The organism is Streptomyces sp. NPDC002676 (genome assembly GCF_053592455.1).
The window spans coordinates 84,336-110,915 of the sequence record NZ_JBSFVT010000006.1; the positions used below are offsets into that span (position 1 = coordinate 84,336).

Annotated in this window: 23 protein-coding genes; 9 read left to right on the plus strand and 14 right to left on the minus strand. The window is 73.3% G+C overall.

The annotated features are described in order from the left end of the window. Positions 1–48: 48 nt before the first annotated feature. Positions 49–1,176, minus strand: coding sequence for a cation diffusion facilitator family transporter (locus ACWD3E_RS18805; protein WP_451388668.1), 1,128 nt, complete (start codon positions 1,174–1,176; stop codon positions 49–51). Between the two features lie 61 nt (positions 1,177–1,237). On the opposite strand from ACWD3E_RS18805, the gene ACWD3E_RS18810 reads away from it, so the two are divergent. Next, complete coding sequence (locus tag ACWD3E_RS18810; protein ID WP_451388669.1) at positions 1,238–1,603, plus strand: ArsR/SmtB family transcription factor; 366 nt, start codon at positions 1,238–1,240, stop codon at positions 1,601–1,603. Between the two features lie 2 nt (positions 1,604–1,605). On the opposite strand, the gene ACWD3E_RS18815 is transcribed toward ACWD3E_RS18810, so the two are convergent. The 3 genes from ACWD3E_RS18815 to ACWD3E_RS18825 all read right to left on the minus strand — a co-directional run bounded on the left by ACWD3E_RS18815 (position 1,606) and on the right by ACWD3E_RS18825 (position 5,187). Continuing rightward, complete coding sequence (locus tag ACWD3E_RS18815; protein WP_451388670.1) at positions 1,606–2,829, minus strand: 4-hydroxybenzoate 3-monooxygenase; 1,224 nt, start codon at positions 2,827–2,829, stop codon at positions 1,606–1,608. A gap of 80 nt (positions 2,830–2,909) precedes the next feature. Then, positions 2,910–4,547 carry an APC family permease gene (locus ACWD3E_RS18820; RefSeq protein ID WP_451388671.1) on the minus strand — a complete coding sequence of 546 codons (1,638 nt, stop codon included), beginning with the start codon at positions 4,545–4,547 and terminating at the stop codon, positions 2,910–2,912. Between the two features lie 211 nt (positions 4,548–4,758). Further along, the gene (locus ACWD3E_RS18825; RefSeq protein WP_451388984.1) at positions 4,759–5,187 is read right to left on the minus strand and encodes a CoA-binding protein; all 429 of its coding nucleotides are present in this window, start codon (positions 5,185–5,187) and stop codon (positions 4,759–4,761) included. Between the two features lie 153 nt (positions 5,188–5,340). Here ACWD3E_RS18825 and ACWD3E_RS18830 point away from each other — a divergent pair, with 153 nt between their 5' ends. The 5 genes from ACWD3E_RS18830 to ACWD3E_RS18850 all read left to right on the plus strand — a co-directional run bounded on the left by ACWD3E_RS18830 (position 5,341) and on the right by ACWD3E_RS18850 (position 11,852). Further along, on the plus strand, positions 5,341–6,351 hold the full coding sequence (locus tag ACWD3E_RS18830; protein ID WP_451388672.1) for a hypothetical protein: 1,011 nt from the start codon (positions 5,341–5,343) through the stop codon (positions 6,349–6,351). Beyond that, entirely contained in the window at positions 6,348–6,887 is a 540-nt protein-coding gene (locus tag ACWD3E_RS18835; RefSeq protein WP_451388673.1) for a SixA phosphatase family protein, read from the plus strand. The genes ACWD3E_RS18830 and ACWD3E_RS18835 overlap by 4 nt, the downstream gene beginning before the upstream one ends. Before the next feature lie 62 nt (positions 6,888–6,949). Next, entirely contained in the window at positions 6,950–7,576 is a 627-nt protein-coding gene (locus ACWD3E_RS18840; protein WP_451388674.1) for a YigZ family protein, read from the plus strand. A 107-nt stretch (positions 7,577–7,683) separates the two neighbouring features. After that, positions 7,684–8,847 carry an exonuclease SbcCD subunit D gene (locus tag ACWD3E_RS18845; protein WP_451388675.1) on the plus strand — a complete coding sequence of 388 codons (1,164 nt, stop codon included), beginning with the start codon at positions 7,684–7,686 and terminating at the stop codon, positions 8,845–8,847. Further along, positions 8,844–11,852: an AAA family ATPase gene (locus tag ACWD3E_RS18850; RefSeq protein ID WP_451388676.1), complete on the plus strand. Its 3,009-nt coding sequence runs from the start codon at positions 8,844–8,846 to the stop codon at positions 11,850–11,852. The genes ACWD3E_RS18845 and ACWD3E_RS18850 overlap by 4 nt, the downstream gene beginning before the upstream one ends. On the opposite strand, the gene ACWD3E_RS18855 is transcribed toward ACWD3E_RS18850, so the two are convergent. Beyond that, a complete protein-coding gene (locus ACWD3E_RS18855; RefSeq protein WP_451388677.1) occupies positions 11,849–12,295 on the minus strand; it encodes an Lrp/AsnC family transcriptional regulator in 447 nt (148 codons plus the stop codon). The two genes, ACWD3E_RS18850 and ACWD3E_RS18855, sit on opposite strands and share 4 nt — an antisense overlap. Positions 12,296–12,389: 94 nt before the next feature. Here ACWD3E_RS18855 and ACWD3E_RS18860 point away from each other — a divergent pair, with 94 nt between their 5' ends. Together ACWD3E_RS18860 and ACWD3E_RS18865 are read left to right on the plus strand one after the other, a co-directional pair. After that, positions 12,390–12,866: a rhodanese-like domain-containing protein gene (locus ACWD3E_RS18860; RefSeq protein ID WP_451388678.1), complete on the plus strand. Its 477-nt coding sequence runs from the start codon at positions 12,390–12,392 to the stop codon at positions 12,864–12,866. 58 nt (positions 12,867–12,924) lie between these two features. After that, the gene (locus tag ACWD3E_RS18865; RefSeq protein ID WP_451388679.1) at positions 12,925–13,440 is read left to right on the plus strand and encodes an immunity 21 family protein; all 516 of its coding nucleotides are present in this window, start codon (positions 12,925–12,927) and stop codon (positions 13,438–13,440) included. A 36-nt stretch (positions 13,441–13,476) separates the two neighbouring features. On the opposite strand, the gene ACWD3E_RS18870 is transcribed toward ACWD3E_RS18865, so the two are convergent. The 6 genes from ACWD3E_RS18870 to ACWD3E_RS18895 all read right to left on the minus strand — a co-directional run bounded on the left by ACWD3E_RS18870 (position 13,477) and on the right by ACWD3E_RS18895 (position 19,587). Continuing rightward, the gene (locus tag ACWD3E_RS18870) at positions 13,477–14,715 is read right to left on the minus strand and encodes a cytochrome P450 (RefSeq protein ID WP_451388680.1); all 1,239 of its coding nucleotides are present in this window, start codon (positions 14,713–14,715) and stop codon (positions 13,477–13,479) included. A gap of 33 nt (positions 14,716–14,748) precedes the next feature. After that, entirely contained in the window at positions 14,749–16,140 is a 1,392-nt protein-coding gene (locus ACWD3E_RS18875; protein ID WP_451388681.1) for an NAD(P)/FAD-dependent oxidoreductase, read from the minus strand. After that, on the minus strand, positions 16,130–16,372 hold the full coding sequence (locus ACWD3E_RS18880) for a ferredoxin (RefSeq protein ID WP_451354025.1): 243 nt from the start codon (positions 16,370–16,372) through the stop codon (positions 16,130–16,132). Before ACWD3E_RS18880 ends, ACWD3E_RS18875 begins: the two co-directional genes overlap by 11 nt. A gap of 154 nt (positions 16,373–16,526) precedes the next feature. Then, positions 16,527–17,204: a hypothetical protein gene (locus ACWD3E_RS18885; RefSeq protein ID WP_451388682.1), complete on the minus strand. Its 678-nt coding sequence runs from the start codon at positions 17,202–17,204 to the stop codon at positions 16,527–16,529. 152 nt (positions 17,205–17,356) lie between these two features. Then, on the minus strand, positions 17,357–19,048 hold the full coding sequence (locus tag ACWD3E_RS18890; protein WP_451388683.1) for a DUF885 domain-containing protein: 1,692 nt from the start codon (positions 19,046–19,048) through the stop codon (positions 17,357–17,359). A 53-nt stretch (positions 19,049–19,101) separates the two neighbouring features. Next, the gene (locus ACWD3E_RS18895; RefSeq protein WP_451388684.1) at positions 19,102–19,587 is read right to left on the minus strand and encodes an Lrp/AsnC family transcriptional regulator; all 486 of its coding nucleotides are present in this window, start codon (positions 19,585–19,587) and stop codon (positions 19,102–19,104) included. Positions 19,588–19,647: 60 nt separating this feature from the next. On the opposite strand from ACWD3E_RS18895, the gene ACWD3E_RS18900 reads away from it, so the two are divergent. Continuing rightward, entirely contained in the window at positions 19,648–20,847 is a 1,200-nt protein-coding gene (locus ACWD3E_RS18900; protein WP_451388685.1) for a trans-sulfuration enzyme family protein, read from the plus strand. Positions 20,848–20,915: 68 nt separating this feature from the next. On the opposite strand, the gene ACWD3E_RS18905 is transcribed toward ACWD3E_RS18900, so the two are convergent. The 3 genes from ACWD3E_RS18905 to ACWD3E_RS18915 form a co-directional block, all read right to left on the minus strand. Continuing rightward, positions 20,916–22,364, minus strand: coding sequence for an N-acetyltransferase family protein (locus tag ACWD3E_RS18905; protein ID WP_451388686.1), 1,449 nt, complete (start codon positions 22,362–22,364; stop codon positions 20,916–20,918). Between the two features lie 88 nt (positions 22,365–22,452). Continuing rightward, positions 22,453–24,954, minus strand: a complete 2,502-nt coding sequence (locus ACWD3E_RS18910; RefSeq protein ID WP_451388687.1) for a DUF7824 domain-containing protein — start codon at positions 24,952–24,954, stop codon at positions 22,453–22,455. A 36-nt stretch (positions 24,955–24,990) separates the two neighbouring features. After that, positions 24,991–26,577 carry an alkaline phosphatase D family protein gene (locus tag ACWD3E_RS18915; RefSeq protein WP_451388688.1) on the minus strand — a complete coding sequence of 529 codons (1,587 nt, stop codon included), beginning with the start codon at positions 26,575–26,577 and terminating at the stop codon, positions 24,991–24,993. Between the last annotated feature and the right edge of the window lie 3 nt (positions 26,578–26,580).

The following is a 26,580-nucleotide window of genomic DNA, read 5'->3' on the forward strand; positions in this document are numbered from 1 at the left end:
CGGGCCGTCAGGGCGCCCCGACGTCACAGCGCCAGGGCGCCTGACGCGTCAGGCCGCCGCGTGGTGGGCCAGCGCCAGGTGCGGGTCCGTCTCGCCCGGGACCGGCGCCGGGTCGGCGTGCACCAGGGCCGCCATCAGCCTCGGTACGGCGTGCAGCAGGGCGTGTTCGGCCTCGACGGCAATCGCGTGCGCCTGCCGTACCGTCGCCTCGCCGTCCACCACCACCGCGAGTTCGGCCCGCAGCCGGTGCCCGATCCAGCGCAGCCGCAGCTCGCCCACCGCGCGCACGCCCGGCACCGCCCGCACCGCCTGCTCGGCCCGGTCCACCAGCGCCGGGTCGACGGCGTCCATGACCCGCCGGAAGACCTCCCGGGCCGCGTCCCGCAGTACCAGCGCGATCGCGGCCGTGATCGCCAACCCCACGATCGGGTCGGCCAGTTGCCAGCCCAGGGCCGAGCCGCCGGCGCCCAGCAGCACGGCCAGCGAGGTGAAGCCGTCGGTGCGCGCGTGCAGCCCGTCGGCGACGAGCGCGGCCGAGCCGATCTCCCGGCCCACGCGGATCCGGTACCGGGCCACCCACTCGTTGCCCGCGAACCCGACCAGCGCGGCCACGGCCACCGCGGGCAGATGGCCCACCGGCCGCGGGTCGAGCAGCCGCCCGACGGCCGCCCACGCGGCGAAGGCCGCGGACCCGGCGATGGTCAGCACGATCACCAGCCCCGCCAGATCCTCGGCCCGCCCGAAGCCGTAGGTGAAACGCCGGGTCGCCGCGCGGCGGCCCAGCACGAAGGCGATGCCCAGCGGTACGGCGGTCAGCGCGTCGGCCGCGTTGTGCACGCTGTCCCCGAGCAGCGCCACCGACCCGGAGAGCGCCACCACGACCGCCTGCGCCGCCGCGGTCACCCCGAGCACGGCCAGCGACACCCACAGCGCCCGCATCCCGCGCGCCGAGGACTCCAGGGCGGGGTCGAGCTTGTCGGCACTCTCGTGGGAGTGCGGGGTGAGCACATGGGCCAGTCGGTGGCGCAGGACGGCGGCGCGACCGCCGTGCCGGTGCCGGTGCGGATGCTCGTGGGCGTGGCCGTGCTCGGGCTCGTGGTCGTGCTGGTGCCCGTCGTGGTGCTCATGCCCGTGGTGGTGTTCGTGCCCGTCGTGGTGCGGGTGCCGGTCGCTCACGTTCATCCCCTTCCGGTGCGTGGGTGTGGACGCGCGGCGCCCACACCGCCATTATGTGCGTATGAGCGCACGCATGCACCTATCACCTGCGCATCATGCGCATACGCACACGCCGGGCGAAGGGCAGTTCACCCTCGCGGCCGAGCTGCTCGCCCTGCTCGGCGACCGCACCCGCCTGACCCTGCTGCACGCCCTGGCGGCGGCGGAGGCCGATGTCACCACGCTCACCGAGGCGTGCGGTGCGGCCCGGCCCGCCGTCAGCCAGCATCTGGCCCGGCTGCGCCTCGCGGGACTGGTGCAGACCCGCAAGGAGGGCCGCCGGGTGGTCTACTCGCTCAGCGACGGACACCTGCGCCGGCTGGTCGACGAGGCGCTGAACGTGGCCGACCACCGGCTGGCCGAGCGGCGAGCCGAGACTGGGCCTTGATGTCAGAACGCGGCGGCCGTTCCGAGGTACTGCTCGACGAAGGCCGCCGCCGCGGCGGGCGAGGTGAACAGACGGCGCAGCCGGGCCAGCGTGGTGCCCGCGCGGAACGGATCGCCCGAGGCGACCCCGTGGTAGATGTCCGACAGCCACTGTGAGAACTCCTGGTAGTCCCACACGCGGCGCAGCGACGCCTCCGAGTACCCCTCCAGCCGGCTGCCGTCGCCCTCGGTGACGTACGCGACGAGCGCGTCGCCGAGCAGGAAGGCGTCGCTGAGGGCGAGGTTCATGCCCTTCGCCGCGATCGGTGCGACCAGGTGACCGGCGTCGCCGGCGAGGAACAGCCGCCCGTGGGCCATGGGTTCGACCACGTAGTGGTGCATGTCCAGGACCCGCTTCTCGATCAGCTTGCCCTCCTTGAGCGCCGGCGCCCCGGCCGCCCCGAGCCGTTCCCGCAGCTCGGCCCAGACCCGCTCGTGCGACCAGTCCTCCGGGTCCTCGCCCGGCGGGCACTGGAGGTAGTAGCGGGTGACCTCGGGACTGCGGGGCATGTGCCCGGCGAAGCCGCGCGGATGGATGCCGAACAGCACGCAGTCCGAGGAGGGCGGCGCCTCGGCGAGCAGCGCCAGCCAGCTGATGCCGTCGTCCTGCCGCGCGATCCGCGCCCGCTCCGGCACCAGCGCGTCCCGCGTCACCCCGCGCGCCCCGTCACAGCCCGCGACGAACTCGGCGCGCAGCACCCGCCGCCGACCCGTGTCCGGGCAGTGGTACGACACCGCGGGCCGGTCCGTGTCCAGGTCGTGCAGGCGTACGTCCCGCACGCCGAAGCGGATGTCGCCGCCGCGAACGTCCGCGTACTCCCGCACCAGGTCCGTGACCAGCAGCGGCTGCGGATAGACGTGGTGGCGGCGGTCCGTGAGATCGGCGTACGTGAACCGGTGGCGCTCGCCGTCGAAGCGGAACTCGCAGGCGGTGTGCGTCTCGGTGCGGTCCAGCAGGTTCTTTGCCAGGCCGCGTTGTTCGAGGGCGCGGACCGCCCACTCCTCGATGATCCCGGCTCTGGGCCGGGTTTCGATGAACTGTCTGCTCTCGGTCTCCAGGACCACGCAGTCCACGGAGGCGGCCCGCAGGATGCTGCCGATGGTGAGCCCGGCGGGCCCGGCGCCCACGATGACGACCGTACGGCCTTCCTCGGGCGCGGAGTCGAGTTCGGGGGAGGGGTGCGTCACCCCCGCATTATGACGGTGTCCCGTCAGCCACTGATCGGCTGACGGGACACCGGGGGAGGGAGCTCGGTGAGCGGGGAGGGTCAGTGCGCCGGGGCGTCCGTGACCACGACCTCCTCGATGCTCTGCTCGATCGCCTCGGGCTTCGACGCGGTGGCCTTGGCCCAGTAGTAGATGCCGAGCGAGAACGCCGAGACGACCACCATGTCCCACCACAGCGGCAGGTCACCGGTGCCGCCGAAGGTGCTCAGCCCGGAGATCAGGCCGATGCCCAGCAGGTAGGGGAGCAGCCACTGCGCGGCCTTGAAGTCCAGCCGCGGGGCGTCGGGGAGGCCCTTGCGGATGGCGTACGCGGCGTAGGAGCCCAGCAGCAGGTAGCCGATCAGGATCGCGCAGCCCAGGCGCCACAGGGTGTCCCAGCCGGACCAGAAGATGATCAGGTTGGCGACCGCGAACGACAGGGGCGCGATGAACTTGCCGAACGGCAGCCGGTACGGGCGCTCGTGGTGCGGCAGCCGGTCCTTGAAGACGCCGTACGCCAGCGGGGCGCCCGCGTACATCAGCACGCTCGCCGAGGTGATGAAGCTGACCAGCGTCTGCCAGCTGGGGAAGGGCAGGAAGCAGATCACGCCGGTCACGAAGGAGACCGCGAGGCCGAACCACGGAACACCGCGCGAGTCGGTCTTGGCGAACAGCTTCGGGGCGTAGCCGTTCTTGGCCAGGCCGTAGGAGATCCGGGAGGTGGCGGTGGTGTAGATCAGGCCGGTGCCACCGGGAGAGATGATCGCGTCGGCGAACAGCACGAAGCTCAGCCAGCCGAGGCCCACCAGCGTGGCGAGACCGGCCCAGGGGCCGCTGATGCCGGGGAAGTCGAGCTTCGCCCAGCCGTGCGCGAAGGTGTTGTGCGGCAGCGCGATGATGAACACGACCTGGAGCAGGATGTAGATCACGGAGCCGATCGCGACCGAACCGAGGGTCGCGCGGGGCAGGTCACGCTTCGGGTTGCGGCTCTCGCCGGCCAGCTGGATCGCCTGCTCGAAGCCGAGCAGCGCGAAGATGATGCCGCTGGAGCTGATCGCGGTGAGGACGCCCTTGGCGCCGAACGGTGCGAAGCCCTCGGAGGTGAAGTTGCCGGGGTGGAAGTTGCCGATGGCGATGACGAAGATCGCGGCGAGCGGGACGGCGATCTTCCACCAGGTGGCGGCGCTGTTGGTGTGTGCGAGGACGCGGACGCCGAGGAAGTTCACCGCGACGAAGAGCGCCATGAGGACGACCGCGACGGCGATGCCGCTGGGCGTGAGCGTGCCGTTGGCGCGCTGGAATCCGTCGGCCCACTGCCAGTGCTTGGCGTAGCCGATCATGGCCTCGACCTCGATCGGGGCCACCGTCGCGGCCTGCAGCCACGAGAACCAGCCGAACGACATGCCGGCCAGGCCGCCGAACGCGTAGTGCGGGTAGCGGGCGGTGCCGCCGGCCACCGGGAACATGCCGCCGAGTTCGGCGTGCACCAGGGCGAGCAGCACGATCGCCACTGCGCCGATCACCCACGAGATGATCGCCGCGGGGCCTGCCACCGTCACTGCCTTCTCGGCACCGAACAGCCAGCCGGAGCCGATGATGGAGCCCACCGAGGCCCACATCAGACCGATGAGTCCGACGTCGCGTCGCAGCCCACCGGTGTCGCTTTTGGCTGCCGGTGGAGCCAGGTCGACTTTCGCCATGTAAGTGGCCTCTCAGATCGCTTACGCAGTTTTAACGGGCAATGAGGCCAGAGAATAGAGATGGCTTCCGAGCGAGCAAAAGACTGTTAACCAAAACTTGACCTGGGATCTTAGCTGTCTTGGGCGCACGCTCAGTCACAGGGTTGTTACAGGTCAGATGGTCGCTCGGAATGTCAATATTCATCGGCGAATTGTGAGTAGAAGGAAAGATTCAGTAGTTCAGGAGGGGAATTTCGATCGCGGGGCAGCGGTCCATGACCATGTCAAGTCCGGCGTTCCGGGTCCGTTCATAGGCGGCCTCGTCGACGACGTCGAGCTGGAACCACACCGCCTTCGCCCCCTTCGCCGCGGCCTCGTCGGCCACCGCTCCGGCCAGGGAGCTGTTGACGAACACGTCGACCACGTCAACCTCGAACGGGATGTCCGCGAGGGAGGCGTAGCCCCGCTCGCCGTGCACCGTCTCCGCCCTCGGGTGCACCGGCACGATCCGCTTGCCGAACCGCTGCAGCACCCGGGCGACGCCGAACGCGGCCCGCCGAGGGTTCGAGGACAGGCCGACCACGGCCCAGGTGTCACCCAGCTCGGTCAGGATCCTGCGGATCGTCGCTTCGTCGCCGTAGTTGCCGTAGTCGCCGTACACGGCCGCCTCCTCGGGCTGCTGGGTCCTGTCGTCGCGGCAACGGCCCCACGCCGCGGCTGATTCCCGCCAGGGTGTCCGGATCGGGGCCGCCACGGGGTCCGGAATCGGGGCAAGGTGGCTGCATACGGCTGCTTTCCCGCCTACGCTCGCTGCGTGCTGCGCATCCTCGACGCCCGAACCGGTGAGCCCGTCACCGCCGCGCCCGCCCGGCGCGGCCTGACCCGTGTCGAGGCGCGCGCCTCCGGCCTCGACCCGACGTCCCTGCGCGTGCTGCTCACCGCCGACCTCCTCGCCCGCGCGCTGGAACTCGGCGGCACCCCCGTGTGGACGATGCTCACCGCCCCCCATGACCAGCCCGAACTCCGCCGAGCGGCCACCACCCTGTCCATCCGGCCCTTCGAGAACGCCCACGACCTCGCGCCCGGCCTCGGCGAGGCCCAGGTGATCCATGTGACGGAACGGGACTATGGGGACACGCCCGGCGCAGGGCCGGTGGTGTCGGTGGCGCCGGTGGTGTGGCAGGGGGAGCGGCGCGACGGGTCGGCCGGAGCCACGGGCGGGCTGGAGGGCGCTCCGGGCGCTCCGGGCAGGGCTGCGGACGGGCTGGTCGGGCCGGACCGGGCTCCGGACGGGGGAGACCGGGGCCTCGACGGGCCGGACCGGGCCCCGGGGCAGCCCCGCCGGGCTCCGGGCGCCCCGGCGGATCCCGCAACCCGTCCCGCGCCCCCAGCCGAATCCCTCCCGGCGCCCCACCCCGAACCCGGCCTCGCCTCTCGTCCCGGATCTCTCCCGGAGCCCGCGGCCTTCCTCGCTGACGCCGGCGCGGACCCCGCCGCCCTTCGGCTCGCCCTGCTCTCCGTCCCGCGGCGGGAGCCCGTGCGGTTGGACGCGGCCCTCCTGGACGATGCCGCGCGCACTCTCGCCGGGTGGCGGCGGGATGTCGCCCGATGGGCGCGGCAGCGCTCGCGGCCGGTGCCCGACGAGGTGCGGGCGCGGCTGCGCGCCGCCTGGGAGGACGATCTGGACGTGCCCGCGGTGCTCGGCGTCCTGCGGGACGTGGCGAGCGAGCCCGGGCTGGCGGACGGCGCCCGCTTCGAGACGTACGCCTACGCCGACCGGCTGCTCGCCCTCGACCTCGCCCGGGACCTCGGGAGCCTCGCATGATCGAGCGGGCGGGTTCGGGCCCGCTGCGCCGCCTGGTCGTGCTTCGGCACGCCAAGTCCGCCTGGCCCGAGGGTGTCGAGGACCACCGCCGCCCGCTGGCGGCGCGCGGCCTCAGGGACGCCCCGGCCGCCGGGCGCGCCCTCGCCGAGGCCGACTGCCTTCCCGACCTCGCCCTGTGTTCCCCCGCCGTACGCGCCCGCCGTACCTGGGAGCTGGCCTCCGCCCAGTGGGGCACCCCGCCCGAGGTCCGCTACGACCGGCGGCTCTACGGCGCCGACGCGGACGAGCTGCTGCAGGTCGTGCGCGAGACACCGGCCGAGGTAGAGACGCTGCTGGTGGTCGGCCACAACCCCGGTCTGGAGGAGCTGGTCCTGGAGCTGGCCGGGGACGGCCTGGACGATGCGCTGGACCGGTTGCGGGTGAAGTTCCCCACCTCCGGGATCGCCGTACTGTCCTGGCGCGGCACCGGCTGGCCGGCTCTCGCCCCGGGTGTGGCCCTGCTGACGTCGTTCACCGTGCCGCGCGGCCAGAAGTAAGGACAAGGGGTGGAAGGGGCGGCCCGGACCGGCGGGCCCGCCGCTGCGCATAGGCTGGCGGGATGCAGGACGAGTACCGCACAGTCGCCCGCGCGGGCGTGCACGAGACCGAGGTCAACCGCTCCCGCTTCCTGTGCGCGCTCGCCCCGGCGGCCACCGAGCAGGAGGCGCAGGAGTTCATCGCCTCCGTCCGCAAGGAGCACGCCGACGCCACCCACAACTGCTGGGCCTACGTCATCGGCGCCGACGCGGCCGTCCAGAAGGCCAGCGACGACGGCGAGCCGGGCGGCACCGCCGGTGTCCCCATGCTCCAGATGCTGCTGCGCCGCGACATGCGGTACGTCGTCGCCGTCGTCACCCGGTACTACGGCGGCGTCAAGCTCGGCGCGGGCGGGCTCATCCGTGCCTACGGCGGCGCCGTCGGCGAGGCCCTGGACACGCTCGGCACGCTCACCCGGCGCCGCTTCCGGCTGGCCACGGTGACCGTCGACCACCAGCGCGCGGGCAAGGTGCAGAACGACCTGCGGTCCACGGGGCGCGAGGTGCGGGACGTCCGCTACGGCGAGGCGGTCACGATCGAGCTCGGCCTGCCGGACGCCGACGTGGACGCCTTCCGCGCGTGGCTGGCCGACGCCACGGCCGGAACGGCGTCGTTCGAACTGGGCGGCGAAGCCTATGGAGATGCCTGACATCTGCCACTGATCGCGCGGAACGAACAATCAAGGCGCGGGGTATGTCTGGCCGATACGGGAGTAACCGCCCGTGATGTCAGACCCCGCCGATACTCTCGGGGATCATGAGACTCCTGCACACGTCCGACTGGCATCTCGGCCGGGCCTTCCACCGGGTGAACATGCTCGGGGCCCAGGCCGAGTTCATCGGTCACCTCGTCACCACCGTGCGCGAGCGCGCGGTGGACGCGGTGGTCGTGTCGGGCGACGTGTACGACCGCGCGGTGCCCCCGCTCGCCGCGGTCGAGCTGTTCGACGACGTCCTGCACCGGCTCGCCGACCTCGGCGTACCCACGGTGATGATCTCCGGGAACCACGACTCGGCCCGCAGGCTCGGCGTCGGCGCCGGACTCATCGACCGCGCGGGCATCCATCTGCGCACCGAACCGGCCGCCGTCGGTACGCCGGTCGTGCTCGCCGACGACCACGGCGACGTGGCCTTCTACGGGCTGCCGTATCTCGAACCCGCCCTGGTGAAGGACGAGTTCGCGGTGGAGAAGGCGGGCCACGAGGCCGTGCTCGGCGCAGCCATGGACCGGGTCCGCGCCGACCTCGCCACGCGCGCGCGGGGCACCCGCTCCGTCGTCCTCGCCCACGCCTTCGTCACCGGCGGCCAGGCCAGCGACAGCGAGCGGGACATCACCGTCGGCGGGGTGGCCGCCGTACCGGCCGGAGTCTTCGACGGCGTCGAGTACGTGGCTCTCGGGCATCTGCATGGCTGCCAGAGCCTCACCGAGCGCGTCCGCTACTCGGGCTCCCCGCTCGCCTACTCCTTCTCCGAGGCCGACCACCGCAAGAGCATGTGGCTCGTGGACCTGGACGCCGACGGTGCCGTCACTGCCGAGCGTGTCGACTGCCCGGTCCCGCGCCCCCTCGCCCGGATCCGCGGCACCCTGGAGGGTCTGCTCGCCGACCCGGAGCTGAGCCGCCACGAGGACGCCTGGGTCGAGGCCACCCTCACCGACCCGGTCCGCCCCGCCGACCCCATGGCCCGGCTCACCGAGCGCTTCCCGCACACCCTCAGCCTGGTCTTCGCTCCCGAGCGTGCCCCCGACGACCCCGCGGTGTCCTATGCCCGGCGGCTCGCGGGCCGCAGCGACCAGGAGATCGCCCAGGACTTCGTCGCCCATGTGCGCGGCGCCGTGCCCGACGAGCAGGAGACGGCCGTGCTCCGCGAGGCCTTCGACGCGGTGCGCGCCGACGACGCCGTACGGGAGGTGGCCCGGTGAGGCTGCACCGGCTCGACATCACCGCCTTCGGCCCCTTCGGCGGCTCGCAGACCGTCGACTTCGACGCGCTCTGCGCCGCCGGCCTGTTCCTGCTGCACGGTCCGACCGGCGCGGGCAAGACCTCCGTCCTGGACGCCGTCTGCTACGCCCTCTACGGCACCGTGCCCGGCGCCCGGCAGAGCGGCCAGGGGATGCACCTGCGCAGCGACCACGCCGACCCCGCCACCCGCACCGAGGTCCGCCTCGAACTGACCGTCGCCGGACGCCGTTTGGAGGTCACCCGGCAGCCGCCCTGGGAGCGCCGCAAACTGCGCGGCAAGGGCACCACGGTCGACAAGGCCCAGACCTGGCTGCGCGAGTACGACGCCACGGCCGGCGCCTGGAAGGACCGCAGCCGCTCCCACCAGGAGATCGGCAACGAGTTCGAGCAGCTCCTCGGCATGAGCCGCGAGCAGTTCTGCCAGGTCGTCCTGCTGCCGCAGGGCGACTTCGCGCGCTTCCTGCGCGCCGACGCCGAGGCCCGCGGCCGGCTGCTGGGCCGCCTCTTCGACACCCAGCGCTTCGCCGACGTCGAGAAGCGGCTCGCCGAGCGCCGCCGCGCCACCGAGGCCCGGGTGCGGGACGGGGACGCCGCGCTGCTCGCCGACGCGCACCGCATGCAGCAGGAGGCGGGCGACGCCATGGAGCTGCCCGACCTGGCCCCGGGCGACCCAGGCCTGGCCGAGGCCGTGCTCGGCGCCGCCGCCGTCGCCCGCAGCACCGCCCGCGAACGCCTCACCCTCGCCCACAGCCGCCTCGCCGCCGCCGAGTCCCACCGCGCCGCCGCCCAGAGGACCCTGGACGACGTACGCGAACTCGCCCGGCTGCAGAGCCGGTTCGCCGAGGCCCGGCAGCGCGCCGAGCGCCTCCAGGAGCGGGCCGGTGCGCATCGTGCGGCCCAGGAGCGCATGGAGCGGTCCCGGAAGGCGGAGGCGGTGGCCCCCGCGCTGGAGCTGCGGGAGGCCGCCGAGAGCGAGCACGTGGGGGCCGCGCGCGCCGAGGCACGCGCGCGCGGGATGCTGCCCGGCTCCTTCGCCGACGCCGGCCCGGCGGGTCTGGCCGCCGCCGCCCGCCGCCTCGCCGAGGAGCTGGGCGGCCTGGAGGCGGCCCGGCGCGCCGAGCAGCGGCTCGCCGCACTGGCCGAGGAGCGGGCCGGGCTCGACCGGCAGGAGCGCGCCGACGAGGAGGTCCTGCGCGAGGCGGACGCCTGGCTCGCCGACTGGGAGAGCACCCGCGCGGCCCTCCGGTCCCGCGCCGAGTCGGCCCAGGAGGCCGCCACCCGCGCCGAACAGCTCGCCGTCCGGCGCGAACCCGCGCGGGGGCGGCTGGGCGCGGCCCGTACGCGCGACCGGTTGGCCTCAGACCTGGAGCAGGCCCAGCAGCGCGCGCACACCTCCCGGCAGGGCGCCCTGGACGCCCGTACCCACTGGCTCGACCTCAAGGAAGCGCGCCTGAACGGCATCGCGGCCGAGCTGGCAGCGCACCTCACCGACGGCGAACCCTGCGCCGTCTGCGGAGCCACCGAACACCCCGCGCCCGCCCGCAAGGTCGCCGGACATGTCGACCGCGACGCCGAGGAACGCGCCCTCGCCGCCCACCAGCGGGCCGAGGAGCAGCACGCCGAGGACGAGCGACGCCTCGGCGTCGTCCGCGAAGCCCTGGCCGCCGCCACCGCCGAGGCGGGCGACACCCCCACCGACCGGCTCGCCGCCGAGGCCGACGAACTGGAACAGGAGTACGCCCGCGCGCGCCGCGAGGGCTCCGCCCTGCACGCCGTCCGGGAAGAACTGCGGCGCGCCGAGCACGAGCGGGAACAGCGGCTGGCCGACCGCCAGCAGGCCGCCGTGCGCGCCGCCTCACGCCTGGCCCGGCGCGACACCCTGGACCGTGAACAGGCCACCTTGCAGCGGGAGTTGGCCGAAGCCCGCGGAACCGCCGACAGCGTGGCCGCGCGTGCCGCGCAACTGGAGAGGCAGACGGCGCTCCTCACCGACGCGGCCGACGCCGCGCGTGCCGCCGAGGACGCCGCCCAGCGCCTGAAGGACGCCGACGCCCGCCTCGCCGACGCCGCCTACCGCGCGGGCTTCGACACCCCGCAGGCCGCGGCTGGCGCCCTCCTCGACGCCGCCGCCCACCGCGAGCTGCAGCACCGCCTCGACGCCTGGCAGACGGAGGAGGCCGCCGTACGCGCGGTGCTCGCCGAGGCCGACACGGCCGCCGCGGCCCAGCAGCCGCCCGCCGGCCTCGCCACCGCGGAACGGGCCGCGGCCGAGGCGGAGCGACGGCTGCGCGAGGCCGCCTCCGCGCGCGACGCCGCCGCCCGCTGCTGCACCGAGCTGGACCGGCTCTCCGCCCGCGCCACCGACGGCGTACGACACCTCGCGCCGCTGCGCGCCGAGTACGACCGGGTGGCCCGTATGGCCTCCCTCACCGCGGGCACCTCGGCCGACAACGACCGCAAGATGCGCCTGGAGTCGTACGTCCTGGCGGCCCGCCTGGAGCAGGTCGCCGCAGCCGCGACCGTACGCCTCCAGCGCATGTCCGCGGGCCGCTACACCCTCGTCCACTCCGACGACCGCGCCGGACGCGGGCGCAGCGGGCTCGGGCTGCACGTGGTCGACGCCTGGACCGGCCGCGAACGTGACACCGCCACCCTGTCCGGCGGCGAGACCTTCTTCGCCTCCCTCGCGCTCGCCCTCGGCCTCGCGGATGTCGTCACGGACGAGGCCGGAGGCGTCAGCCTCGACACGCTCTTCATCGACGAGGGCTTCGGCAGCCTCGACGACCAGACCCTCGACGAGGTCCTCGACGTCCTCGACTCGCTGCGCGAACGCGACCGAAGCGTCGGCATCGTCAGCCACGTCGCCGACCTTCGCCGCCGGATCCACGCTCAGTTGGAGGTCGTCAAGGGACGGTCGGGCTCGTCGCTGCGGCAGCGGGGAGTCGGTCAGGCCGCCAGGGCCTAGCGGCCGAGGGCGCGCCGGGGCAGCGGGGACGAGTACACGACGCTCGTGGTCACCGAGCCCAGTGAGCCGATCCTGCCCGAGACCTCCTCCAGGTGGGACATGGACCGCGCGGCGACCTTGATGACGAAGCAGTCGTCACCCGTGACGTGGTGCGCCTCCAGGATCTCCGGTGTCGCGGCCACCAGGTCGTGGAACGGCTTGTAGTTGCCGTTCGGGTACCTGAGCCGCACGAACGCCAGGATCGGCAGGCCGAGCCGCTCGGGGTCCACGACCGCCGCGTATCCCTGGATCACGCCCGCCTCCTCCAGGCGCCGGACACGTTCGGTGACGGCACTCGGCGACATGGACACCGCGCGCGCCAGCTCGGCATAGCTGGCCCGTCCGTCGCGCTGCAGGGCCTCTAGGATGCGCCAGTCGGTGGCGTCCGGGGAATACACGGTCATCCCGGATGAATAGCAGGGGAATCCCCGGCCAGGCAAGGGTGAGCCGGTGGATCTCCCCTTCAGGGAGCGAGTCGCGGACCGTAGATTTTCGGTCATGATCACCACGACTTCCGAGAACCCCGTCCTCCGCGTCGCCCCCGCCGCCCCGGCCGAGGCCGCCGCCTACTTCCGCGCGAGCCTCGCCTTCCATGCCGACGTCTCCGACGTGGCCGCGGCGCTCGCGGCCGGCGGCGACCCCGGCTTCGTCGTGCTGGACTCCCGCTCCACCGAGTCCTGGGACCAGGGCCACATCCCCGGCGCCGTCCACCTGCCGACCGCGCTCATCCCCGAGCAGGCCGGCCAACTCCTCGACAGGTCCGTGCCGGTGGTGACGTACTGCTGGGGCCCCGGCTGCAACGGCGCCACCCGCGCCGCCCTCGCCCTTGCCGAACTCGGCTACCAGGTCAAGGAGTTGCTCGGCGGCTTCGAGTACTGGGCCCGCGAGGGCTTCGCGTACGAGACCTGGCAGGGCCCCGCCCGCCGCGAAGCCGACCCGCTGACCGCGCCGGTCGAGGGCGAATGCGGTTGCTGAGACCGGAGAAAATCCTGAGAAGTGAACCGGATCCCTTGGTTCCGTGTAGGTTCTGACCATGGCGCGATACGCGGATCCAGGCACGCTGGAGTGGGTGGAGTCGGGCGGCGGCCCGCTGATAGCGATACCGGAGACGGTGCTGCCGTTCTGGGCGGGCGCGGACAGCGCCGAACCCGACTCGGACTACGACCGGGCGTGCGAGGTCGACGGGTACGTCGGTCTGCTCCCGGTCGGCGACAGCGCGGCGCTGGTGTTCGGCGACGACCCCGCCTCGACCTCCTACCTGCCGGACCACGGCACCTTCGTACGGTGGGCCGCCGCCGACTCGGAGGAGGAACTGCTCGCCGGCGTTCCCGCCGCCCTGGCCTCGGCGGCATGGGCGCCCGAGATCCACTGGGAGGTGCCCGGCTCGGTGCTGCTGTTCGACTCGGCCTGGCCGGGCGGGACGGCGGACCGCACCGAACACCTGCGCGTCCCCCTGGACGCGGGCACGTACGCGGTGCGCGCCGCCTACGCCCAGCCGGGACCCGAGACCTGGGTCGGTCTGGTCCAGCTCAGGCGGCTCGCGGACTGACCGGGGTCACCCGAGAGGGGAGACCCGGGGCAGACCTCAACGCAGGCCGTCGAACGCGATGTTCAGATGGCGCGGGCCACGGAGCACCGCGTTCTGCCGGTACGGCGGCGGGTCCTCGACCAGGCGGGGATTCTCCAGCCGCCGGGCCAGTTCGGACAGGGCGATCTGGGTCTCCAACCGGGCCAGCGGTGCGCCGAAGCAGCTGTGGATGCCGCTGCCGAAGCCGAGGTGCTGGATGTCCCCGCGGTCCGGGTCGAAGCGGTCGGGTTCTTTGAACCGCTCCGGGTCCCGGTTGCCCGCGGCGAGGACCAGCCAGATGCGGGAGCCCTTCGGGATGGTCACCCCGCGCAGCTCGATGTCGGCGATGCTGGTGCGCTGCGGTACGAGCTGCACCGGCGGCTCGTACCGGAGCAGCTCCTCCACGATCTTCACCGACAGCCCCGGTTCCTCCCGCAGGCGCTGGAGGTACTCGGGGTGGCGCAGCAGGGTGAGCATGCCGTTGGTGATCAGGTTGACCGTCGTCTCGTGACCGGCGATCAGCAGCAGCACCGAGGTGGCCAGCACCTCCATCATCGTCATCGAGCCGTCCGGGCCCTTGCTGTTCACCAGGTCGGACAGCAGGTCGTCCTGCGGCTCCTTGGCGCGCTGCTCGACCAGTCCGGCCAGGTACATGCCGAGCTGCATCCGCGCTTCCTGCGCGGCCTTCGCGAATTCGCCGCCCGCGCCCTCGCGCGTCTCGGGGTCGAGGCTCGCGACCAGCGGGTCGACCCACGCGCGGAAGCGTGGCTCGTCCTCGCGCGGCACGCCGAGCAGCCGGCAGATGACCGTCACCGGGAACGGGTAGGCGAACTGGTCGACCAGGTCGATCTCCCGCGCGTCCCCGAATCCGTCGATCAGAGCGGTGACGATGTCGCCCAGTTCACCGCGCATGTTCTCGATCCGGCGCGGCTGGTGCGGCGGCCCGAAGCCCCTGTTGGCGATGCGCCGCAGCCGGTCGTGCTCCGGCGGGTCGAGCCGGATGAAGGACGGCGGCAGTCCGCCCGTCTCCTCCGCCTGGGCCAGCGGGTCGGCCCCGGCGGCGGCCAGGTTGGTGGCGTCGGAGCTGATCCGCGGGTCGTGGAGGAGGGCCTCGATGTCGTAGTACGAGCTGATGATGTAGGGACCGTCCTCCTCGTCGTGGAGCACCGGTGTCTTGCGGAGTTCCTCGTACACCGGATACGGGTTGGCGCGGTTCGCGAAGTCGGTGATCTTGCGCATCATCGAGGCTTGCGTCATGGCAGGTCCTTGGAGCGTCGGGCCGGGCGGCAGTCAGTGGCGGGCGGGGTGGAAGACCAGCTGCTGGTCGGCCGGCGAGTAACCGGTGAGGGTCACCATGGGGCCGTGGGTCGGCAGGGACGGGTCCGGGAAGTCGGCATCCACCGGCTGCCGCCCCTCGGGACGCCGGTCCACCGTCGGGTACTCCACGGGGAACGGTGCACCCCGCTCGATCTGCCGCTGGTAGAACTCCAGCCACCGGGTGTTGTCGAAGGACACGGCGGCCACGATCCGGCCCTTGTGGCCGTAGACGCCCACGAACCGCCGCTCGGCCAGTGACCCCTGCGTGATCATGAGCTGGTCGCCCAGGGGCGGCACCCCGACCGACTTGATGTTCACCCCGAACTGCGAGGACCAGAAGGCCGGCATCCACAGGTGGGGGCGGCGGTCGGCGCCCCGGCAGATCATGTTGTGCGCGGCGGTCTCCGCCTGGGCGACGGCGTTGCCCCAGTGCTCCAGCGAGAGGAACTGGTAGCCGAACAGCGCGTGCGGGGACCGTGCGACGTCACCGGCGACGAAGACGTCGTCGGTGACGATGCCCCGGAAGTCGAAGGCCCGGCAGCCCGCGTCGCAGGCGATGCCCCGCGGCCCCGCCCCGAGCCCCGACCCGGTCAGCCACTCCGTGTTGCGCAGCGAACCCAGCGAGACGACCACGACGTCGGCCTCGACGACGCTCCCGTCGGACAGATGAACGGCCCGCACCCGGCCGCCGGAGTCGCCCTCCAGCGCGGTCACCGTGACATGAGTGCGCAGGTCCACGCCGTTCTCGGTCTGCAGCTCGGCGGCGACCGCGCCGATCACCCCGCCGAGGGCACCGACCAGCGGGGCGTCGGCGCGCTCCGCCACGGTGACCGCGATGCCCAGCTCCCGGCACGCCGAGGCGACCTCCGAACCGGCGAACCCGGCACCGATGATGAACACCCGTCGCGGCCCGGCCTTCAGCCGCTGGTACAGCCCGGCCGCGTCGTCCCGCGTGCGCAGCAGGCAGACGCCGTCCAGCCGGGCCTCGTCCTCCTTGATCCAGGGGCGGGCCCGGACGCCGGTGGCGATGAGCAGCCGGTCGTACTCCACCTCGTCCCCGTCGGCGAGCCGTACGCGCTTGGCCGCCAGGTCGAGGCCGGTCGCCGCGACGCCGAGCCGCCACTTGGCGTCGGTCTCCCAGCGCTGGGGCAGCTCGGTGTGGAGCGGGGACGCCCTGCCGAGCAGTACCGCCTTGGACAGCGGCGGCCGGTCGTAGGGCTCGTACGGCTCGTCGCCGATCATCGTGAGCGAACCGGCGAAGCCCTCGGCGCGCAGCGTCTCGGCGGCCCGCAGGCCGGCCAGCGAGGCACCCACGATCACGATCCGGCCCTCGCGCCGGAGCCGGTCCATGTAGTCAGCGTCCATGGGACGCCTCCCGGCCGTCCCCGGCCCGGTCACCCGTGTCCTCCAGCCCGTCGGCCGTGATCGCCTGCACCGGGCAGGCGGCGACGGCCCGCGCCAGCCGCTCCCGCTGCTCCTCAGGCGCCCGCGGGTTGTAGACCAGCGACTCCTCGCCGTGCATGGCGAAGACGTCGGGCGCGAGGAACGCGCACTGCGCGTACCCCTGACACTTGTTGAGATCGACCACGAGCCTCATCGACGCCGCGCCCTTCCGGTGGCCAGGTCCGGTGCGCGTCACCGCATTGCACGGGCGGCTCCGGACGGCGGTCATGTCCCGCTCGCCAGCATGGAAGCCGGGCGGGGGCCGCGCGCCCCGGGGCACGCCGTTCGGGTGAGCGACGTCCGGCGGGTCACGGGGACGCCGTGGCGCGGGACCCGGTACGGCCGCCTGCCACGAGGATGTACACGCCGAGTACCAGCGACCAGGCGGGGAAGAGCAGTTCCGCCCAGGGGATGTACGACGCGACGAAGAGCAGCGTCAGGGCGGTGAGGAAGCCCAGGAGCGTGAGCGGGCGCGGCAGCACGTGGAGGCGGTGCCCGATCACCGACAGGGAGCACACGAAGACGGCCGCCATCCGCACCGTGTACTGCGTCAGCAGGGTGAACGCGAAGTGGCGGCCGAAGTCCCACGCCTGCAGCTCGGGAGCGGCACCGGCGGGGTGCTCGACCGCGAGCACGGCGTCGGCCGCCGCGGCGGCGGCGAACATCGTGGCGGTGAAGACCAGCCCGCTGCCGAGAAAGACGGTGGCGAGGAACTTGTCCTCGGCCGCTCCGAGGTGGGCCCGTACGGCACCGATGAACCACAGGAAGAAGATGCCCGCGAACGGCACCAGGGCGAGGGCCGTCCGCAGTGCGGCGCGCTGCCCGGAGTCGGTGAACCCCTTGGCCGTGACCGCCCCGGTTCCCTCGGGAATCCCCAGCCGGACCAGGACGATCGCCGCCGCGAACAGCAGCGCGAAGACGACCCCGGCCAGTCCCGCGCCCCGCGGCGCCTGCAACGCCTGCTGCCCAGGCCCTTTGTCCGGCATACGCGGCCCGCCTCCTCCGAATCGCCCCGGCATCAGCAAGCCCCGTACGCCCCGCTCCCGCAACCGGGGGACGGCCGTACGGGTCAACTCCGAAGAGGCTTCCTCGGAGTTGACCCCTCCAAGAACGTGAAGGAACGGCCGGGCCCGAAGGATCAGAGCTGGGACAGCTCGTCCACCAGGTCGTCCAGGCCCAGCGAGCCCTGGGACAGGGCCGCCATGTGCCAGGCCTTCAGGTCGAAGCCGGCGCCGTGCCGCTCGCGCGCCTTCTCCCGGCCCAGCAGCCAGGCCCGCTCGCCCAGCTTGTAGCCGATCGCCTGGCCCGGCATGGTCAGGTAGCGGGTCAGCTCGCTCTCCACGAAGTCCGCCGGGCGGCTGCTGTGCGCGCCGAAGAACTCCTGCGCCAGCTCCGGAGTCCAGCGCTCACCCGGGTGGAAGGGCGAGTCGGCCGGGATCTCCAGCTCCAGGTGCATGCCGATGTCGATGATCACCCGGACCGCGCGCATCATCTGCGCGTCCAGGTAGCCCAGCCGCTCCTCCGGGTCCGTGAGGTAGCCCAGCTCGTCCATCAGACGTTCCGCGTACAGCGCCCAGCCCTCCGCGTTGGCGCTGACCCCGCCGACCGTGGCCTGGTAGCGGGAGAGGTCCCCCGCCACGTGCGCCCACTGCGCGAGCTGGAGGTGGTGGCCGGGCACGCCCTCGTGGTACCAGGTCGACACCAGGTCGTACGCCGGGAACCGGGTCTGGCCCATGGTCGGCAGCCAGGTGCGGCCGGGCCGCGAGAAGTCCTCCGAGGGGGCCGTGTAGTACGGGGCCGCGGCACCGCCGGGCGGGGCGATCATCGCCTCCACCTTCCGTACCCGCTCGGCGAGTTCGAAGTGCGTGCCGTCCAGGTCCTCGATGGCCTTGTCCATCAGGCCCTGCAGCCACTCCCGCACCTCCTCCACGCCCTCGATGTGCCGGCCGTGCTCGTCCAGGTGCGCGAGCGCCGCCCACGGCGTCTGTGCGCCGGGCAGGATCTTCTCCGCCTCCTGCTTCATCTCGCCGAGGAGCCGGTGGAACTCCGCCCAGCCGTACGCGTACGCCTCGTCCAGGTCGAGGTCGGTGCCGTTGAAGTAGCGGGCGCACACCGCGTACCGCTCGCGGCCCACCGTGTTCGGGGCGCCCTCGATCGCCGGCGCGTACACGTCGCGCAGCCAGTCGCGCAGCTCCGCCGTGGCCGCCGTGGCCGTACGGGCCGCCGCGTTCAGCTCGGCGCGCAGCGCGTCCGGTCCGGCGGAGACGAAGTCCTCGTACCAGCCGCGTCCCTGGCCGTCCGTGTCCGTCCACTCGGTGAGCTGGCCGATGAAGGTCGCGGTCGGCCGCGGAGCCGCGTACAGCTTGCGCTCCAGTCCCAGCGCCAGCGACGCGCGGTAGCCCGCGAGTGCGTCCGGCACCGCGCGCAGCCGCTCGGCGATCGCCGCCCAGTCCTCCTCGGTCTGCGTCGGCGTCACCGTGAAGATGTCCCGCACCGAGTGGCCGGGCGTGTGCATGTTGCCGACCGCGCGCAGCTGCTCGTCAGCCTCGTGCATGGCGAGTTCGGCGGTCAGCCGTTCCCGCAGCAGCCGCCCGCAGCGGCGCTCCACGTCACTGTCCGCACCGGGCTGCCGCTCGGCCTCGTCCAGCTTCGCGAGCGTGGCCCGCGCCAGCTCCGCGAGGGCTTCCTGACCGGCGGGCGAGTAGTCGGGCAGCTTGCCCGAACTGTCCGGCACACCGAGGTAGGTACCGGTCACCGGATCCAGGGCGATGAGGTCGTCCACATATGCGTCGGCCACCTGACGGGGCAGCGGGCTCTTGGTCTCAGACATGCCGACCATCCTCATACGGCGAGGAAGCCTGCGTCACCCGTGTATCGCGGGATTCAGCTCTGGGCGTGCCCGGGTGGCAGCAGCGGCCCGCAGTCCCACTGCTGGAAGATCAACCGGGTCTCCACCCGGGCCACTTCGCGCTGCGAGGTGAACTCGTCCAGCACCAGCCGCTGCAGATCGGCCATGTCCGCCACCGCCACGTGCACGAGATAGTCGTCGGGCCCGGTCAGATGGAACACCGTGCGCGACTCGGACAGCGACCGGATCCGCTCCACGAACGGTCCCACCAGCTCCCGCCGGTGCGGCCGGACCTGCACCGACAGCAGCGCCTCCAGGCCGCGACCGAGCTTCGCCGGGTCCAGCCGCAGCTGGTGCCCCAGGATCACGCCCGAGCGGCGCAGCCGGGTCACCCGGTCCAGACACGTCGACGGAGCCACGCCCACCTGAGCGGCGAGGTCGCGGTAGGTGGTCCGGGCGTCGTTCTGCAGCAGCCGCAGCAGATGGAGGTCCACCGGATCCAGTACGACAGATTCGGCCATTGGCCGAACGTAACACGGCGAACGAATCCGGTCACCCGTTCGGTGTTCACCCTTCCCGCCATGGACACAGCGAGCATGGGTGCGTACGACGACGTACGCACCGCATCGAGAGCACTGGCCACCGACGCCGTGCACGCCGGCCGCGACGACCTCGCCCGCCAGGGGCTGCACGCCCCGCCGATCGACCTGTCCACCACCTACCCCTCCTACGACAGCCGCGCCGAGGCCGCCCGCATCGACGCCTTCGCCACCGACGGCGCCGACCCGGTGGGCCCGCCGGTCTACGGCCGCCTCGGCAACCCGACCGTCGCCCGCTTCGAGACCGCCCTGGCCCGCCTGGAGGGCACCGAGTCCGCGGTCGCGTTCGCCAGCGGCATGGCCGCGCTCAGCGCGGTCCTCCTCGCCCGGTCCGCCATGGGCCTGCGACACGTCGTCGCCGTACGGCCCCTGTACGGCTGCAGCGACCACCTGCTGACCGCGGGGCTGCTCGGCACGGAGGTCACCTGGACCGACCCGGCCGGCATCACCGACGCGCTCCGTCCGGACACCGGTCTGGTGATGGTCGAGTCCCCGGCCAACCCCACCCTCGCCGAACTCGACCTGCGGGCCGTCGCCCACGCCTGCGGCTCGGTCCCGCTGCTCGCCGACAACACCTTCGCCACGCCCGTCCTGCAGCGCCCGGCGGAACTCGGCGCCCGCCTGGTGCTGCACAGCGCCACCAAGTACCTCGGCGGCCACGGCGATGTGCTGGCCGGCGTGGTGGCCTGCGACGAGGAGTTCGCGGGACGGCTCCGGCAGATACGTTTCGCCACTGGTGGTGTCCTGCACCCGCTGGCGGGCTACCTGCTGCTGCGCGGGCTCTCCACGCTCCCGGTGCGGGTGCGCGCGGCCTCGGCGAACGCCGCCGAACTCGTGCGCCGGCTCGCCGGAGACCCGCGCGTGGCCCGCGTCCACTATCCGCGGCTCGGCGGCGCGATGATCGCCTTCGAGGTGCACGGAGACCCGCACGAGGTCATCTCCCGGGTCCGGCTGATCACCCCGGCGGTCAGTCTCGGCAGCGTCGACACGCTCATCCAGCACCCCGCGTCCATCAGCCACCGCATCGTCGACGCCGACGACCGGCGCGGCGCTGGGGTGAGCGACCGCCTGCTGCGCCTCTCGGTGGGCCTGGAGGACGTCGACGACCTCTGGGCGGACCTGGACAACGCCCTCGGGGAGCGGGTGCGGACGCCGGTGCCGCTCCAGGAGGCGAAGGTCTGAACCTGACGTTCCCCAACGCGTACGGCCCGGCGGAATGCCGCCGGGCCGTCGTGCACGTGTGAGGGCCCTCAGTCCTTGCGGGCCGGGCCGCCGAGCTGCTCCTGCCGGGTCTCGTACGGCGGCCGGGCGGCGACCGGGGTGGCGTTCAGGCGGGCCGTGATGACCAGGGTGCCCTCCTCGATCTGGTAGTCCAGGGGCAGCCCGAGTCCGCGCATCGCGGCGACCATGCCCGTGTTGGAGGCCTGCGTCACGGCGTACACGCTCTCGCAGTGGGCCTCCACTGCCATCGCCACCAGCCGGCCGAGCAGTTCGGTGCCGATACCGCGCTGCTGCCAGTCGTCCTCGATGAGCAGCGCGACCTCCGTCTCGTCGCCGTCCCACAGCAGATGCCCGAGACCGACGATGCGGCCCGAGGTGGTCTGCGCGGCCAGGGTGCGCCCGAAGCGGGGGCTGAGCAGGTGGTTCAGATAACGGTCCGTGTTGCCGACCGGCCCGTGGTAGCGCATGCCGAGCGTGCGCGGCGAGCACCGCTCGTGCATCGCCTTGGCCGCCGCCAGATCGCCGGTGTCGACCCGGCGCACGGTGATGTCGTTGCCCTCGGGCAGGGTCAGGACGTCCTGGCCGCGCGGAATCCGCGGACCGAGCCGGCTGTCCAGCTCCACCAGTGCACGGGCCCGTGCGAACTCGGTCGGTGTGAACGGCAGATACGGCCGCTCCACCGTGAGCACCCCGCCCTCCGGCGCCCGCAGCCGCATGACGGTGTCGTCCAGGACGCCCTCGACCGGCACCTGCTCCGCCGCACGGCCTCCGCCGGCCGGCGTGCCGGGCAGCGAGCGGATCGTGCACCGGCCCAGCAACTGCCGCAGTGCCAGGGGAAGTTCGGAGGGATCCAGCGCGGTGCGGGCCGCCAGGCCGAGGACCCGGGTGGGGGCGTCGACCAGGTCGTGGGCGTCGGCCCGCTCGGTCCACGTCGAGGTGCCTCCGGCCGCCGCGACGACCCGGGTGAGCTCGGCCGCCGTCAGCGTGTCCGGCGCCCGCAGCAGGAACTCGTCCACCGTGCCGTCGGCCAGCGGGTGCGTCTGCAGGCTCAGGATGTCGACCTGCCCGGCGGCCAAGGCCGTGCACAGCGCGGCCAGCGAACCCGGCGCGTCCTTCACGGTCGTCCGCATCCGCCACAGCACGCTCGCCCGGTCCGTGCCCGGGGCCTGCGCCTCTGGGGCTCCGGACGGCCCGGCCGACCGCGTCCGAGCGGCCGGCCGGGCACCGGTATGTTCCGTCGGCGGTGCGTGCCCGTGGCGGCGTGCCCACCAGATGTGGAAGCCCGCCGTCGCGGCCAGCACGACCGCCGAGATCACCAGCAGCGCCGGGCCGCCGGGGCCGTGCCCGACAACGTTGGCCACGGCGTCGGCCACCGCGACCGCCGTGAACAGGGCGGCGAGTTCGACGACGTCCCGCCGCCAGTGGTGCACGGGCCGGCCGTGCTTCGCTCGGGTCACATCGGGCATGTCTGGAGTCATACACTCACTGTGGACGAGCGGTGTTGCGTGATCACGAACTGCTTGTGACCGATGGGTTAAGCATGCTCCGCCCCTTTTATTGGGATTTCTACTGTCCGGGTGTTCTCCTTCCGGCCTGTACTCCTCCCGTCACGCTGTGCGCCCCCTCCAGCGCGTCCCGCAGTCGCCGGGCCTCGGCCACCAGGCGCGAGCCGCTCTTGCGCGAGGCGATCTCCGTCAGGTGGGGCAGCTCTTCGCGCGCCCCGGTCCGCTCGGCACAGTCCGCCGCGACGGCCAGCAGCTCCCCGGGTCCCCGCGGTGCCACGGCGGCGGCCTCGGGCCGGGCGGTCGTGAGGTCGGCGAGCAGCGGGGGCAGGGTGTGCCGGAGCGCGCCCCAGATCGTCGCGTTGGCCCCGGTGTCCGCCGCCGTCCGCGCCGACTCTGCCAGCCGCAGCGGCTTCACCGCCCCGCGCCGCACCAACTCGCCGAGGTCCAGCCCCAGCCGCTCCGTGTCCAGCTGCGCCCGCGCCGCGAGCACCAGCAGAGCGTCCACGGCGGCCGGCCGGTCCTCCTGCTGCCGGGCGCTCAGCCCGTACGCGATGCACAGGTGCACCGCCTCGCCCGCCTCGCCGCCGGACTCGGCGAGCAGCGGCAGGACGGCGGCGCCCCGGCCGCCCGCCACGGCCGTCTCCGCCAGGTCGTGCAGCAGCCGGGCCGCGACCAGTTCCCGCCGCTCGGGCAGTACGGCGAGCCAGTGCGGGCGCAGCGCCACGCTCCGGTGGTAGCAGTACCAGCGGCCGTCGGAGGCGGAGACGGGCCGGCCCAGCCGGTGGAACGCCTGCGGGAAACCCTCCTGGAACTCCAGGACTTCGCCCAGGTCCAGGAGGACCGGCGCGCCCTCGGTCCGGCGACTGGTCGAGGACTGCGCGGCAGCGGGGGCGGTCAGCCGGCGGGCGAGCCGGTCCCCCTCGTGCGTGCCGAGTGCCCGCGCCGTGCGGGCCGCCCCTTCGGCCGCCGCACGGTCGTCCCGGCGCACGCGCAGCAGGGCTTGGCCGAAGTCGGCCGCGCCGACCCGGGCGTCCAGCCGCCGGTACTCCGCGAGGCGGTCCACCAACTCGTCCGGCTCCAGCAGGCCCGTGCTCCAGCTGGGTGTGGCCAGCAGCAGGGGCAGCGGTTCCGCGCGCAGGCGGTACGCCACCTCGCGCAGCCGGGCGTCGAACGCGCGGGCGAGGCCGCTGTGCGGGCAGGGGTGCTCGTCCGGCCCGCGCTGTACCGCCGCGTGCAGCGTGGCCGTCCGCACCTTGCCGTGCAGGGTTGCGAGGAGCAGATCGAGGCCCTGAGCGGTGTCGAGGAGGCCGTAGTGCGCGCTGCCGAAGAGGTCGTCGGTGCGCGGCCATTCGGGGTAGTCCTCTCCGGACCACCAGCGGTTCGCGATCACCGGTGCCAGTGCCTCGCGCAGTGGGTCCGGGTCCTGGTAGGTGTGCCGCACCAGACCGTCCAGCGCCCGCTCGAACGCTGCCACGTCACCGCCCGACGCGAGCAGCGCGCCGGCCTCCTCGGCCACTTCGACCGCCGTCCGGGGCGCGGGCGCGAGCCGGACCGGCTCCGGTGCGGGCGGCAGCAGTTCCTCGTACGTCTCAGGGATCCGGTCCGTCGCGGGGATGCCCAGCGCGACGGAGGCCCGTGCGCGCAGTGCCGGGGTCAACCGGTCGGCGAGCGCGGCGACTTCATCGCGCACGTCGGCGGAGCCAAGCTTTCCGGCGTGCCGTTCGACGAGTTTCAGCGCGCGCTCCTGCACCTGGGTGTCCTCGTGGCCGAACGCCTGGGCCACGACCGGAAGCAGCTCCGGCGCGGCGGCGATGTCGCGGGACAACACCTTGCCGAGCAGCACGAGTTGGGCCCGGACCAGCTTCTTCTCGCTGCGGAAGAGGAGTCCTTCGGAGGCCTCGGCCAGCTGTCGTGCGGTCAGTTCCCCGTCCAGGGCGAGGGCGGCGAGCACCGCCTGGGCGTGGGCGGCCACGGGGGAGACCGCGTCCCGGGCGAGCGCCGTCCAGTCGGCGACCCGCTCGCGCTCCTCCGCGCGGGTCAGGCCGAGCCGGGTCAGCATCGGCAGGAAGATCCGGTGGTCCGTGGGGCCGCCCCCGCGCAGCAGCCGGGCCACGCAGGCGTCGGCCAGGAACGCCCGGTCGAGGAAGCCCTCCTGGGCCAGGGTCGCGAGGGCGCTCTGCCAGGAGTCCGGTCCGTCTTCGAGTACCCAGCGGACCTCACCGAGGTCCCCGAGGGCGAAGAGCCCGGTGACCAACGGGACCAGCTGCGGCTCGCGGCGCAGCTCTGCGACGATGCGGCCCTGGCCCCAGCCGCCTCCGATGTGCTGGATCCAGCCGATGACACAGGCGTCCGTCACCGGCACCTCACCGCCCGACCTGCTCGCCAGGCCCGCCATCAGCTCGTACGGCACCCGCGCGGACACCGGCCGCTGGGCCAGCCGCTGCGCGACATCGGCCGGCCAGCCCGTGTCCCGGTGCTCCAGCGCCTGAACACTCGCTCGGGCGGGGAGTCGGCCGGTGTGGGGCCGTGCCGCGTGCCGGGGGATGACGCCGGTGCGCGGCACGGCTTCGAGAGTACGGGACCCGGGGCCGGCGAATGCCTACTGGCCGACCCGGCCCGGCTGCAGCGTCTTGGTGAACAGCACCGTGCCGTCCTGCTCGCGCAGCCGTACCGTCAGCTCGCTGCTGCCGGCGTCGATGTCGACCTCGCCGAAGAACTGATAGCCACCGGCGGGGGAGACGTTCGCCACGGTCGGCGCCTTCACGAACACCCGCTCCGGACCGAAGGTGTTGTCCAGCGCGCTCGCCGGGAAGGCGCCGGCGTTCAGCGGACCGGACACGAACTCCCAGAACGGCTCGAAGTCGGTGAACGCGGCACGCGAGGGCTGGTAGTGCTGGGCGGAGGTGTGGTGGACGTCGGCGGTCAGCCACAGCGTGCCGGTGATCTGCCGGTGCTTGATGAAGCGCAGCAGCTCGGCGATCTGCAGTTCACGGCCGAGCGGGGCGCCCGGGTCGCCCTGCGCGACCGCCTCGAAGTTCGCCTTGCCCTCCATGCCGTCGGGCACGACGAGGCCGAGCGGCATGTCCGCGGCGATCACCTTCCACACCGCCCGCGACCGGGACAGCTCCCGCTTGAGCCACTCCAGCTGCTCGCGGCCGAGGATGCCCTGCGGGTCGACGGTCTGGTCGTCGGGGGAGTTGGCGTTGCGGTACGTGCGCATGTCGAGGACGAAGACGTCCAGCAGCGGGCCCTGGTGCAGCACGCGGTAGACCCGGCCCTCCTGCGCTCCGGGCTGCAGCGTCGAGATCGGGAAGTACTCGCTGAACGCCCGCTGGGCGCGCGCGGCCAGCACGTCGATGCTCTTCTCGGTGTACCGGGCGTCCGTGGAGGCGATCACCTCGCCCGGGTACCAGTTGTTGCGCACCTCGTGGTCGTCCCACTGGACGACCGAGGGCACCTGGGCGTTGAACCGGCGGAGGTTCTCGTCCAGCAGGTTGTAGCGGAAGTTGCCCCGGTACTCGGCCAGGGTCTCGGCGACCTTCGACTTCTCCTCGGTGGTGATGTTGCGCCAGGTGCCGCCGCCCGGCAGGGCCTGCGTGGCGGGGATCGGGCCGTCGGCGTAGACGTTGTCGCCGCTGCACAGGAAGAAGTCCGGGTTCAGCTTCGCCATCGCGTCGAAGATCCGGTAGCCGCCGAGGTCGGGGTTGATGCCCCAGCCCTGGCCGGCCAGATCGCCCGACCACAGGAACTTCACACCCTGGCGGTGGCGCCGGGAGACGGTACGGAAGGTTCCGGTCACGGGCTCGCCGGTCGCGCGCGGGTCGTCCGGGTCCGCGAGCAGCACGCGGTAGTGGATCTGCTCGCCGGACGGCAGCCCGTGCAGCCGGGTGGTGCCGGTGAAGTCCGTGTCCGGGCCCAGCACCGGCCCCTGCCATCTGCGCGGGTCGCGGAACGACTCGGTGGCCGAGGTCTCCACGATCATCCGGGCCGGCCGGTCCGAACGCACCCATACCAGGCCGGAGTCGGTGGTGACGTCGCCCGCCTGCACGCCCCAGCCCGCCTGGGGACGCCCGGAGCGGGCGAACGCCGGTGCCGCGCCGAGGCTCACGGGCAGGGTGAGGGCCGCGGAGGCGGCCAGGGAGCCGCGCAGGATGCTGCGGCGCCCGGGGAGCTGACGGTGTGACATGGC